General features: G+C 49.5%; 13 protein-coding genes. 1 reads left to right on the forward strand and 12 read right to left on the reverse strand.

Annotation, left to right across the window (positions count from 1 at the left end; translation table 11 throughout):
• Nucleotides 1-5: 5 nt before the first annotated feature.
• The 11 genes from PFJ30894_RS01630 to PFJ30894_RS01680 all read right to left on the reverse strand — a co-directional run bounded on the left by PFJ30894_RS01630 (nt 6) and on the right by PFJ30894_RS01680 (nt 8,122).
• Nucleotides 6-845 carry an ATP-binding cassette domain-containing protein gene (locus tag PFJ30894_RS01630; RefSeq protein ID WP_125668856.1) on the reverse strand — a complete coding sequence of 280 codons (840 nt, stop codon included), beginning with the start codon at nt 843-845 and terminating at the stop codon, nt 6-8.
• A complete protein-coding gene (locus PFJ30894_RS01635) occupies nt 842-1,153 on the reverse strand; it encodes a hypothetical protein (protein WP_113077906.1) in 312 nt (103 codons plus the stop codon). Before PFJ30894_RS01635 ends, PFJ30894_RS01630 begins: the two co-directional genes overlap by 4 nt.
• Complete coding sequence (locus tag PFJ30894_RS01640) at nt 1,153-2,001, reverse strand: alpha-D-ribose 1-methylphosphonate 5-phosphate C-P-lyase PhnJ (protein ID WP_021717768.1); 849 nt, start codon at nt 1,999-2,001, stop codon at nt 1,153-1,155. The genes PFJ30894_RS01635 and PFJ30894_RS01640 overlap by 1 nt, the downstream gene beginning before the upstream one ends.
• Complete coding sequence (locus PFJ30894_RS01645; RefSeq protein ID WP_125668857.1) at nt 1,991-3,055, reverse strand: carbon-phosphorus lyase complex subunit PhnI; 1,065 nt, start codon at nt 3,053-3,055, stop codon at nt 1,991-1,993. The genes PFJ30894_RS01640 and PFJ30894_RS01645 overlap by 11 nt, the downstream gene beginning before the upstream one ends.
• A gap of 4 nt (nt 3,056-3,059) precedes the next feature.
• The gene (phnH, locus tag PFJ30894_RS01650) at nt 3,060-3,638 is read right to left on the reverse strand and encodes a phosphonate C-P lyase system protein PhnH (protein WP_021717770.1); all 579 of its coding nucleotides are present in this window, start codon (nt 3,636-3,638) and stop codon (nt 3,060-3,062) included.
• 5 nt (nt 3,639-3,643) lie between these two features.
• Nucleotides 3,644-4,069, reverse strand: a complete 426-nt coding sequence (gene phnG / locus PFJ30894_RS01655; RefSeq protein ID WP_125668858.1) for a phosphonate C-P lyase system protein PhnG — start codon at nt 4,067-4,069, stop codon at nt 3,644-3,646.
• An 18-nt stretch (nt 4,070-4,087) separates the two neighbouring features.
• Nucleotides 4,088-4,918: a PhnE/PtxC family ABC transporter permease gene (locus PFJ30894_RS01660; RefSeq protein WP_021717772.1), complete on the reverse strand. Its 831-nt coding sequence runs from the start codon at nt 4,916-4,918 to the stop codon at nt 4,088-4,090.
• A 1-nt stretch (nt 4,919) separates the two neighbouring features.
• Complete coding sequence (locus tag PFJ30894_RS01665; RefSeq protein ID WP_021717773.1) at nt 4,920-5,711, reverse strand: PhnE/PtxC family ABC transporter permease; 792 nt, start codon at nt 5,709-5,711, stop codon at nt 4,920-4,922.
• Nucleotides 5,704-6,489 carry a phosphonate ABC transporter ATP-binding protein gene (phnC, locus tag PFJ30894_RS01670; RefSeq protein WP_021717774.1) on the reverse strand — a complete coding sequence of 262 codons (786 nt, stop codon included), beginning with the start codon at nt 6,487-6,489 and terminating at the stop codon, nt 5,704-5,706. Before phnC ends, PFJ30894_RS01665 begins: the two co-directional genes overlap by 8 nt.
• 47 nt (nt 6,490-6,536) lie before the next feature.
• The gene (locus PFJ30894_RS01675; RefSeq protein WP_113077909.1) at nt 6,537-7,454 is read right to left on the reverse strand and encodes a phosphate/phosphite/phosphonate ABC transporter substrate-binding protein; all 918 of its coding nucleotides are present in this window, start codon (nt 7,452-7,454) and stop codon (nt 6,537-6,539) included.
• Nucleotides 7,455-7,690: 236 nt separating this feature from the next.
• Nucleotides 7,691-8,122: a hypothetical protein gene (locus tag PFJ30894_RS01680; protein ID WP_021717776.1), complete on the reverse strand. Its 432-nt coding sequence runs from the start codon at nt 8,120-8,122 to the stop codon at nt 7,691-7,693.
• 227 nt (nt 8,123-8,349) lie between these two features.
• Between PFJ30894_RS01680 and PFJ30894_RS01685 the strand changes: the two genes are divergently transcribed.
• Nucleotides 8,350-9,531, forward strand: a complete 1,182-nt coding sequence (locus PFJ30894_RS01685) for an iron-containing alcohol dehydrogenase (protein WP_125668859.1) — start codon at nt 8,350-8,352, stop codon at nt 9,529-9,531.
• An 85-nt stretch (nt 9,532-9,616) separates the two neighbouring features.
• Here the strand turns inward: PFJ30894_RS01685 and PFJ30894_RS01690 are convergent, their stop codons facing one another.
• Nucleotides 9,617-12,676, reverse strand: coding sequence for a filamentous hemagglutinin N-terminal domain-containing protein (locus tag PFJ30894_RS01690; RefSeq protein ID WP_125668860.1), 3,060 nt, complete (start codon nt 12,674-12,676; stop codon nt 9,617-9,619).
• Between the last annotated feature and the right edge of the window lie 27 nt (nt 12,677-12,703).

The raw sequence follows: 12,703 nt of genomic DNA on the forward strand, positions 1-12,703 counted from the left end.
CGCTGTTAGAGCAATGAGTGTACCAGCTGCTGTGTATAAGCATGCTGCGGATCCTCTAAAATCTGATCGGTAAGACCGCTTTCCACTACCTGGCCATCCAGCATGACCATCGTCCTGTCTGCCAGCATCCTGATCACTGCCAGATCATGCGAAACCAGAATGATCGAAATATTATAACGGCTGCGTATTTTCCTGATCAGGTCTAAAACCTTGGCCTGTACCGAAAGATCCAGCCCGGTGGTGACCTCATCCAAAAGCAGCAGCCCCGGATTATTGGCCAGCGCCTTGGAGATCTGTACCCGCTGCTGCATACCGCCCGAAAAATTTCTGGGCGGTTCCGCACGCCTGGAAGTCAGTATCTCCACCGCTTCCAAAAGCTCCACTGTTCTGCCATCCATAAAAGCTACATTACGGTTGCCGGCGGCAATGATCTTTTCAGCAACATTGGCAGCAGATGAATAATCCATACGCAGACCCAGCAGAGGATTCTGATAAACCATCCCCATCAGATGATTTTTGATATACCGGCGCTGCTGTGAACTGGCGCCGAAAATATTGACCTTTCCATCCTGATACTGCTTCAGAAAGGCACTTCCTCCTGTTACTTCATGATCGAAATACAGACTTTTCATCACGCTGGATTTTCCTGAGCCTGATTCACCGACAATGCCTAATACTTCTCCGGGATAAACGTCAAAGGATACATTGCGTACAGCCCAGACAGTACCGCAGCGGGGACAGCGGTTCTTTTCCAGCGGCTGCCGGCTGCGGCAGCACTCGCAGCCGTTGCCATAACGCAGCAGCAGATCGCGCACCTGTAAAACGGCCTCTTCTTTATTAATCATATCTGCCGCCCCTTTCCGCGCACAGCATCCTGTTCTTTTACATATTCACGGAATTTCTCAGATTCTTTGACTCTGGAAGTGGTTTCCATTTCACAGCACCCCGCCAGCACCGTGATCTTCTCCCTCAGCAGCGGCTGCAGGCAACAGGGCAGATGCTCAGCGTGATAACGATGCAGCGCTACACATTCGCGGCACTTCCCGTGCCATTCGCAGCGGCTGTAAGGACAACTGCAGTCCAGCACCTCCTGGCTCTCCAGCAAGGCCCTGTTTTTTAATGTATCTTCATAATATTCCTCTTTAGTACGCATCAGCAGTCCGCCTCCTTGCGCAGCCTTCGTTTAGAGCAGTAACCTGTATCCGAGCACTGATAGCTGACAGCGCCTGTCTCTCTGTCGATAAGCTCGTCAAAATAAACATTTTCCGCTCCACATAAACGGCAGCGGCGACCTTCCATATGTTCGATCTCAAAAGGCACATCGTCAAACGCCAGCGACACGACCTTTGTATGAGGCGGGATCGCATAAATTTTCTTCTCGCGCCCTGCTCCGAATAAATACAGACATTCCGACTCATGCAGTCTGGGATTGTCATATTTCGGGATCGGACTGGGGTTCATAACATATCTGTCCTCAACAGTAACCGGATATTCCGTAGCAATCGTGACCTTGCCATATTTCATAATGCTTTCATAAAGCTGCAGCCAAATGCCCGTGTAATCTGCTTCTGCATGCATCAGCTTCGTTGCTTCCTCGCTTGGTTCTATCACCCGCAGCGGTTCCGGCAAAGGCACCTGAAAAACCAGCAGCTGGTCATTACGCAGCGGTTCCTCGGGTATACGATGACGCGTCTGGATCAGGGTTGCTTCCGTACTGTCTGTAGTAGTCGCCACATCGCTGCACAAATTGATAAATTTCTTGATATTGACAGCGTTGACACTATCGTCGCTGCCCTGATCGATAACCTTCAAAACATCACGCGGACCGATCAGCGACAAAGTGAGCTGAATGCCTCCCGTCCCCCAGCCGCGCCCTATCGGAAGTTCGCGCGAGCCGAACGGCACCTGATAACCGGGTACAGCCACCGCCTTTAAAATACTGCGCCTGATTTCCCGTTTAGAACCTTCGTCCAGGAAAGCAAAATTATATTCAGGATTCATGCTCCGGCTCCTTTCTGGTCTTGCGTACGCTGTCCAGCTTAGACTGGAAGGTAACGTAATGCGGCAGCTTCAAATGAGAAATAAAGCCGTTCATCTCCAGCGAATCACCATGCAGCAGTACAAATTCTTCATCCTGCGCAGGAGCAGGCCCTTCTGTTTCCAACGATGCGTCCAGCACCGCCATCGAGATCGCCTTATTTTCGTTCCGCCCCAAAACTGCGCCATAGCCTACTGCCAATTTCAGTTTCTTATCGTCATCCTCAGGAATAAAGCCCTCTACTTCCGTCAGCAAAATTTCACCGATGCAGATACTTTCCGTCTCGTCAAACAAATATGGTACTTCCAGCTCCACATAGCCGCAGCGCAGTTCACCTACAGTTGGATGTACGGCGCCATAACCACGGATCGAACTATACGCCAGTCCGCCGATAAAGCCCCCGTCAGCCCGGGTCAGAGTCTGCAGACGTGCGCTTCTGTCAGCAGGGAATTCCAGAACATTCTTCGTTACATCCACAGGTTCCATATCATCGATCTCACAGCTGTCGATCAATCCCTCTGCCTTCAGATACTCCGAAACCCTCGGCAGCTTTACTATCGGTACAGGCTTCGCCTCTTTAAGGCAGCACTGACGCCGGGCGCATAATTCCACTGCCGACGGCTGTTTAAATTCAATCAATCGATGTGTATAATCATAGGTCGCTCCCAGGATCTGTCCGCCCTGGATATCCTTAAAGGCTGCCGAGATCCTGCGGACAGCGCGCATCTCTGTTCCGCTGGCCGGCAGGGTATAATAATTACGGCTCAAAGTCGAACGATAAGCCCGCAGCAAAAAAACTGCTTCTTCGATACTGCCTTCCGCCTGTTTCAAAGCCAGTGCCGCATAAGCCGGCGCATATAAGCCAGACTCGCTCATTACCCGGTCCACTAAAAGGCCCAGCTTTTTTTCTATCGCTTCTACTTCCAGCTCTTTAAAAGTACTGCCGCGCATACAATGCAGCAGCCTGATGCTTTCCTCTATTGCTTCCTGACCGCCGGAAACTGCCACATAAGCCATCTGTTCACCTGCTTTCTATTCTTGTTTTACGTGGTATACCCATCAGGCAGCCCCGCTGATCCAGCACAAAAAAATCAAGGCCCAGCGGATACTCATATTCCTGCTCATCACGTTTCCCCAAAGCCGCCTGCAGTTCCGGGCACATAATTATTTCCTGGACAGCCTTGATCCCGGGCCCGCTGATCCGCTGCAGCTTGCCTGCCTGCAGATCCGCTGTGCACAAAATGACAGTCGCGCTTTTATGAGGATCGCGCAGTGTACCGCACTTAGCAGCCTGTACTGCTTCCTGCCAATCCGCATTCTCCGTCACAAAGATATAATCCGCTTTACTCACAGCAGCTGTTTTAGCCAGAGTCAGCTCAGTAATTTTCTCTGCCAGCGCAGGAGAACCGCAGACTGCAAAACTGACCTCATTGTCCAAAAGCACTGCCGCCACAGTCAGCGGCATGGCATAAGCTCCACCCAGTTTCCGGGCCAGAGGTCCCAGCTCAACGATGCGTCCCGGATTGCTCAGCGCTTCCAGCAGCAGACGGAAAGCAGCCTGAGTGTCATATACAAAATCAAATTCATAAGCTTTCTGCATTATCTTTACTCCTGATCCATAGTCTGAAAATCAACCATCGTTTTGGCATACAATCCGTTTTCCAGTTCCTGTTCCCGCTGCTGCCGCATAGACAGCCGCTGCAGCACTGTCTTCAGTTCATCCAGTTCGCTGACCTGCCTGTTAAAAGCAGCGTCGATCACCGCCATGGAGCTGACTTTGTCAAAATCATCACCCATCACAACAGCTGTCCCTTTAGTGCCACCCAGTTCCACAACTGTATCGCACACCAGCGCCTCACCCAGATAAAACAGGCTGTTTTTTACCGGCTCACGCAGCTTGATCATCGCCAGTGTTTTAGCAGGCGCCTTCACAACGCTGACACCATATTTTTCAGCCAGCGGCTGAGCCAGCTCACGCAGCATACTGCCATCGGCGGCCGCCATAATCCGGAACAACTCTTTTTTCTCCATAACATCACCCTTTATCTGTCAGATATAGTTTTTCTTGATTGTTGTAAAAACCAGCTCCACGCAATAGGCAAATACAAAAACCAGTACGATCGCCAGCCCTGCGGCCCCAAACTGATAGCCCTGGATATTATTCGCAATCGCAAAGCCGATTCCGCCGGCACCGATCATCCCCAGGATCGCTGATTCAGAAAAATTTATTTCAAAACGCAGACCAGTCCAGGCCATGATCTGCGAAGCTGCCGCAGGCAGTATCGCCGACAAAAAAATATGCAGCTTACTGGCTCCTGTTGCCTCAAGCGCCTCGATCACTTCCTCAGGCACATCTTCAAAGCTTTGCGTAAAAGCCCTGGCAAAAAAAGCTGTGGCATGCACACACAGTCCTACGATGCCCGCAGCAGGCCCCAACCCCAGACAGACCAGCGCCAGCAATACCCAAACCGGTGTCGGTACGGCACGCAGAAACGTAAAGAACGCGCTCAGAGCATACGTCACAAATTTATTTTTCATCAGGTTACGGGCACCAAAGGCAGCTAATACCAATCCCAGCAGAACGCTGTAAATAGTTGCCAGCACAGTTATTGCCACTGTCTGGGAAAAGGCCTCCAGCGTCAGCCCAAAATCGTGAAAATCCAGCAGCGCCAGCAAACCAAAGGTCTTCCCCAGGTCAGGCAGCCTGGAAATAAGCTTCAGCCAATCCAACTGCAGATAATATAACGCCACTATCGAAACGACTGTTACAGCTGCTAAAAACCAGCGCAGCTCACTATCCTGCCCGCTGCGGGCAACACGGATCCTGCCGTTACTGAACTCAAGACACTGCACCCTCGCCTGTACAAAAGTCTGCTCCATTTTATGTCAACACCTTTCTTCGCAGATAATTAGTTAAAAATTCCACCATAATGACCATCGCCGCAATAACCAGAATAATTCCTGCCGCGCCGGCATAATTAAACGACTTGATATAGGAAAACAGCACCAGCCCGATCCCCCCGCCGCCTACCATTCCCACAATAGTCGATGCGCGTATATTAAGTTCGATGCAGTACAGGAACCAGGCGATAAACTGTGTCAGGCAGGTCGGTACGATACCCTGACAGACCTTCTGCCAAAACGTACCGCCGCAGGCCGTCAGCCCTTCCATTGCATCACAGGATACCTCGTCGATCACTTCAATAAACGCTCTTGTCATAAAGGCAAAGGTCGAAATCAGCAAAGCAATAAAACCAACACCGGTACCAATACCCAGTGACGAAAAAAGGATAAAAGCCCAGACCAGTGTCGGGATATTCCTCAGAAAAGTGGCAAACCCCCGGATCGTTCTGGCCAGTCCCTTCCAGGGTGATAAAGAAGTGCTGCCGAACACAGCGAAAAGAAAAGCAAACACTGCCGCAACGAAGCTGGACGAAACCGCCAACGCAAAAGTTACAAGAATCGATTCTACTACTACCGGCGAAGCATTGAAGCGTGGCGGCAGGAAATCCTGAAACAGAAATTTCCAGAATTCTCCCTGTTCCCAAAGCACCTCCAGCGGATTAAAACGGGAAATATAAGTCGCCAGGCAGAACAAAACCAGCACGACCACTAAAAACCAGGTATAAACCTGTTTTTCACGGGGATTCATTATACTTATTTTTTCAGGCATAATTTTCACCCTGCTTAATGATCAGATTTTCCATCGAAGTATTATAAATTTTCTCTATCACTGCATTATTCAGCTGCTGCGGGGTTCCGTCAAAAATCATTTCTCCTTTTGCCAGACCGATGATGCGCGTAGCATAACGCATGGCCACATCCAGCTGATGCAGATTGACGATACAGGCAATATTACGGCGCTGCGTCATCTGATAGATCAGATCCATAATGATTTTAGACGCATTAGGGTCCAGTGAAGCGATCGGTTCGTCACAAAGAAGCAGCTTCGGTTCCTGCATAATCGCCCTGGCAATACCTACGCGCTGTTTCTGACCGCCCGAAAGATCACTGGCACGGTTATATAAACGATCGCCCATCTCGATTTCCTGCAGCAAGTCAATCGCCTTACGTTTATCCTCTTCCGTATAATTACCCAGCATCCCGTCCAACGCCGACATATAACCCAAGCGCCCATGCAGCACGTTCTGCATTACCGACAGCCGCTGCACAAGATTATAATGCTGAAAGATCATCCCGACTTTACGCCGCAGCAGCCGCAGCTTTTTGCCGGACGCACCGGTAACTTCCTCGCCGTCGATGTATACATGACCTCCGCTGGGGACTACCAGCTGATTGACCGTTCTCAGCAGGGTGGACTTGCCCGATCCGGAAGGACCTATAACAGCGACAAATTCTCCGGCTCTGACCTCCAGACTGATATCATGCAAAGCGCGGACCTGATTGCCATAAACTTTCTCGATATGCTCCATTTTTAAAACCGTGCTCATGCTTCCTCCTATAAAAAAGGCCGGACAGCGCCGGCCTCTGCTCCAACTTATTTACTGCTGCTCAGGGCTTTGTTCAGATCAATGATACCTTTGTAATCTTCAATACTGCATTCTACGAAACGCTTATCCTCTGCACCCATTACCCCTTTGTAGTAAGCGGCATTGTCATAGCTCAGGATAAAGTTTTTTACCTTTTCCTTCACTTCTGCCGGCAGATCCCTGCGCAGAGCCATCGGTTCGGACGGGATCGGATCAGAAGCGAAAATAATTTTAACGTCATCTTTGCTGACACGTCCCGCATTGATCTCAGCCGCCAGAATTGCATCAGAGATAGGAGCTACCTGCACATCACCCTTGACTACAGCCGCCAGACCTGCTTGATGCTTGCCGGAAAAGCTGACTGCCTGGAAAAATTTGCCATTAGTATGCAGATCATCCATCGAAAGCTTCTCACCGGGAAATGCTTTCATAATCGCCGCTGAAGGGATCAGATTGCCGGAAGTGGAATTCGGGTCAACGAACGCCATCGTTTTCCCTTTGATGTCCTGGATACTATTGATATCAGTATTCTTGCTGCTCGTAACCAGAACAGACTTATAAGTCGCGTTCTTTTTATCTTTATCCTTGGCAATCATCCCGATCGGTTCTGCACCTGCACGTTCATAAGCCAGGCAGAAGCTTAACGGTCCAAAATAAGCCATATCGGCTTTACCGGTACGCATAGCCTCAATCACCGCATTATAATCGTTAGATACCAGCTCTGTGACCTCCATTCCCAAAACCTTGCTCAAATCGCCCGCCATACCTTTTCTGGCATCGGCATTTTTATCTGTCGATTCATTCGGCAGATAAGTGATCACAAATTTCTTTTGCTCAGACTGACCGCCGCAGCCGCTGAACAGCAAACAGCTCATTACTGCCAGCATCAGCAGGGCGCAGACCTTGAATAATTTTCTTGATTTCATTTCCTTCTCTCCTTTTTCACAAGTACTGAAATTTTGCTTGCATCTGGAAACACTGTCATCATAACAAAGCTTTCTTTGCTTTGAATTAAGAAGGCTTTAAGTTCTTGTAAAGAATTTCGCCTTTCTTTAAAGGTTTGTTAAAGCATGACCCTTAAAATACCCGTGAAAATAAAAAAAGTCCGCAGGCTGACATACATCAGCCTGCGGACTTGCACTTTTTAAATTGTTTTAAGCTGTTAGATCTTTACATCGATCTGGGCCGATACGCCCACACCCTGCACGCGGTTGATACCGCTGATAGCGACCTTATCGACCGGGATCAGCGCTTTCGCACGGAAGCTTTTAAAGAAGGAAGCCTCCAGCTGCAAAGCAGCCTGACATTTATCTACCTGCTCCTTCGGTCCCGATACCTGAGCAGCGCCGGCATAACTTCCGTCACCCACGGTAATGATCGGCACTACCTTGGTAGCGTAATCGCTGGAGATAGGATATTTTGCCGTCAAAGTATTGATAGCGCTGTTCAGCTGGTCGGCAAACTGGCTGACCAATAACGATACAGCGCCGCCTTTAACTACGGTACCCAAAATACCGGCCTGCGCCGGAGCCGTTCCCTGTCCCAGTAAAAATCCGCAGACCAGTGCCGCGGCGATCCATTTTTTCCCCTGCATAATATTACCTCCTCTGCCTTAATCATTTCAGATTTATCGTTTCAATTCGACATCAACAAACAAAACTCTTGCTCTTTTGCAAATTGTTCACCAAGAAATCACAAAATATTTCTCCTGCCGATAATTTTATGAAACTTCTGCATTTTACAAACTGCCTGTTTTGCGATACGATAGGTTTAAGAAGATTTTACAGCGGCAGCATTTGCCGCAGCAAAGGAGCTGTTATTATGGAACAGTTTAAATATTACGCACCTACAAAAATACTTTTCGGTAAAAATACCGAAGCCGAGGTTGGTGAACTCTGCAAAACACAAGGAGCAAGCAAGGTCCTGGTACACTTCGGAGGCAGCAGTGCCAAAAAATCCGGTCTGCTTGATCGTGTCTGCGGCGCACTGCAGGAAGCAGGACTGCACTATGTGACCCTGGGCGGCGTTGTGCCCAATCCTCGTTTAAGCAAGGTTTATGAAGGTATTGAAATCTGCAGGCAGGAAAAAGTTGATTTTATTCTCGCTGTAGGCGGCGGCAGCGTCATCGACAGTGCCAAAGCCATTGGTTATGGGATTACCAATCCCGGCGATGTCTGGGACTACTACAGCGGCAAAGCGCCGCAGGCCTGCGCCCCTATCGGTGCCGTCCTTACTATTGCCGCGGCCGGCAGTGAAATGAGCAATGCGTCAGTCATTACCAATGAAGACGGCTGGCTGAAACGCGGACTGCAGTCGCCCTATGCCTACTGTAAATTTGCCGTTTTAAATCCCGAGCTGACCTGCACTCTGCCGCCCTACCAAACAGCCAGCGGCTGTACTGACATCATCGTCCATACTTTAGAACGTTACTTTACCAAACCCGGCGTCACCTCCCTAGCCCTCACTGACGGCATGGCCGAAGCTCTGCTGCGCAACGTCATGCGTAATGCCCGACTGGCTTTACAGAAGCCTGCCGACTATGACGTCCGCGCCGAGATCATGTGGGCAGGCACGCTTTCCCATAATGACATCACCGGCGACCGCAGTCAGGGCGACTGGGCTTCCCACCAGCTGGAGCATGAATTGGGCGGTATGTTCGATATTGCTCACGGCGCAGGCCTTGCAGCGATCTGGGGCAGCTGGGCCCGCTATGTGCTCAAACAAAACCCCTGCCGTTTCGCGCAACTGGCAGTTAACGTACTGAATGTTCCCTACAGCTTCGGCAATGACGAAAAAACAGCGCTTGAAGGAATCGCCGCCATGGAAGACTTTTTCCGTTCCATTGGTATGCCTACCTCGATCAGCGACATGGAAATCGAACTCACCGACACCCAAATCAAAGAGCTGGCACACAAATGCAGCTTTATGGGCAGAAGAACGATCGGCGGCTTCGTCACCCTAAACGCTGCCGATATGGAAAATATTTACCGGATGGCCAGATAAAACAGCGGCTATACTTGCTGCAGAAACTTTTACCCTCTTTAAAACACAAAGGACAAGCAGTTAAACTGCTTGTCCTTTGTATTTTTTACTCTGCCGGCGTTTCTTCATCCTGCAGATTCACTTCATCAAAAAGCACGGGCTCGATTTTTACTGAATTATTCTCCAGCTGTATTTTACGGTTTTCTTCAATATGCCAATCCCTGTCATTGACCAGGCTCTGTTCCCACGCCTGCACAACTTTTTTCTGAAGGCTGGTCAAAGTGGCCGTATATTTGTCATCTGTAGCGGGAGCCTCTGGTTTAGGTTCCGGCTGAGTACCGGATTTTACCACCAATGTGCCTGTCAGCTTCAGCGCATAGCCGTCCTGCGTAGAATACAGCAGCTCGCCCAAATCATATTCACCGGCTGCCAAACCATCTAATCCCAGGATTTTATCAGGGTCTACATTTATACCCAACTCCTGCAGTTTGGCAAGCAGCGCGGTCTTAAAATCACTGCCAGCTGCAGCTTCCAGCCTGCCCACATCACCGCTGATTTCCTGCAGAAACGGCTTCAGATACGGTGCCGTCTGTTTTTGATCGGTCTGCCAGACTTTTTTATCTTCTTCTCCCAGCCCATCTGCGAAAGCCTGATTGAACTCTGCTGTCGTAGCATATACTGTTCCTTCACCGTATTTTTGGTAACCGCTATCGGTGAGGAAATAGGCATTCCGGACGGCAGAAACTGCTTCTGTATCGGACGCGCCCATAATTGCATCTACGTCAGCACTGCCGCTGACCTTGCCTAAATTATAAACATTAGCAACGCTGCCATATTCTCCCAGCCCTAAAATACCGCCGATATTTTTATTACCGCTGACACTGCCGGTATTATAAGCATTTTTGATACTGGCATAGTCTAGCTCCTCATCATTGCCGTCATAACCGGCAACACCACCCACATTATCTGCGCCCTCGACAGCGCCGGTATTGTACACACCGTCAACCAGCGCATTGGCATTAGCGCCGCAGACCCCGCCGACATAATTTCCATCAGCAGTTACGTCCCCTGTATTATAGCTGTTTGCGATACTGCCGCCGGAATTAAAACCACAGATACCGCCGGCAAAACTATCCCCTTTAGAATTACCGCTGGTGATAATACCTTTGTTAGAAGCATTTACTATTTTCCCGCCATTGGTATTATAACCGGCAATACCGCCAGCGAGCTGCTGATCTGCAGAAATATTGCCTTCATTCGCTGCAGCTTCAATCAAACCGCCTTTATTGTTACCAACGATACCGCCTATATAACCATTGCCGCTCACATCACCGCTGTTAAAGGCCTCGATGACCGATCCTTTTCCATTCGCGTTTCTGCCTACGATCCCTCCGGCAGCAGAAATAACACCGATAATATTACCGCTGTTCTCAGTGTTCCTGATACTGCCGGAATTTTCCCCAACGATCCCGCCTACAGCTACGCCGCCAAGGATAGCGCCTTTATTAACAGCATTTTCGATAGTTCCCTTATCTATGTTATTGCCGCTGATACCGCCTACCGAATTGCCACCCATTGTTCCCTCTTTATATATCTTAACGTCGCCTTCGTTGACCACATCTTTTATTGTCCCTTTATTGATCCCGCTGATCCCCCCAAAACCGGTACTGTCGTTCACATTGCTTGTAACAGAGCCTTGATTAACAGCGTTTTCAATAGTTCCCTTACTATTGTTGACACCGGCGATGCCGCCGAGATTTCCCCAGCCAATAACAGCACCAGTGTTTTCAGCGTACTTTATAATACCAGTTTTGTTCCCGTCACCATTACTGCTGGCAATGCCGCCAACACTACCGCCATTTGTTGCCGTGATACTGCCGCTGTTACTGACAAATTCCACCGTACCATAATTAGTGCTGGTGATACCACCTACCGAAGAATTACCTTTGACAGCGGCTTTATTGGCAACATTACGGATCAGCCCCAGGTTTTTTCCCGCTATGCCGCCGACGCTGCTTTGTCCGCTGATACTGCCGGAGAGTGTCAAATTCGTTACTCGCGCGCTTTCCGTCAGACAGCCAAATAAACCAACATACGATTCGCCGCTGCGATCGATCGTTAAATCACTGATAGTATACCCCATACCGTCCAAACTGCCGGTGAACCCGCCTTGAAATCCACTTGGGGTTCCCATGGGCAGCTGTTTTAAAGCGCCAAGGCACGCAAACCCCTGACCGCTGTTCCAGCTGCTGGTAACAGAAGCATCTATTTCGTTAGCCAGCATATAATCGCCATTGACATAACTATAGTCAAAATTTGCACTGTTTTTTTGGGTTTCATAATTATTATTGATCGCCTGCAGCTCATATACGTCATGTACCAGCATACAATCAGTAATATTTTTTTCACTGCCGTCTAAGGCCGCTGTGACAATGCCCAAGCTGCTGGCTTTTGTTCCGCCGCCTTTGCTGTAATCGCTGACAGTATGCCCCCCGCTGCCATCGCCTACATCAATGGTAGTCTTATCCGTCACCTCGTAGCCGATGTTGATATTGTCCTTGGCCTTCAAGCTGACTTTACCCAGGTCGCCGCCTTGTATCTGCAGCGTATCAGCCTTGATGATCGAGATATTATTACCTTCAAAATTTATGGCGTCGGCAGCGATCGTTCCTAAATTAACAATATCGGCCTGGATTTTGGCAATACCATCGGCATCCAAATTTCCCAAAGTCCCGTTAAAGCCTTTACGGGCCTCTTCCGGCAGACTTCTTGTCGATGCTGTCAGGCTGCCTACATTGACCTCTGCCGCGGCACCAAACAAGATCCCGTTGGGATTGAGCAGGAAGACATGCGCGCCGCTGCCATTCAGCTTACCGAAAATCTCGCTGCGCTGGCTGCTCGTCACATAATTTAAAACGGCCTGCATATTTTTAAAATTTACTGTTTCTCCCTGGGCTATATTAAAGCTGTCCCAGTCTATAGCCAGATTGCCGCCGTTGCCGGTAATATCCATTGCACCGCCGCCAGGAGAGCCGATACTGCCACTGCCGCCCACGACCTGGCCGCCCTGCGGCAGGGCATAGCCCCAGTTTGGCAAAAGCAGCATGCCGCTGCTTACAATCGTGACCATGATCTTTTTATATAAAAGCATTTTCTCATTTTTCATCTTCACACAGCTCCTTATACTTGACCG

It is taken from the genome of Phascolarctobacterium faecium (assembly GCF_003945365.1).
Classification (GTDB): Bacteria; Bacillota; Negativicutes; order Acidaminococcales; family Acidaminococcaceae; genus Phascolarctobacterium; species Phascolarctobacterium faecium.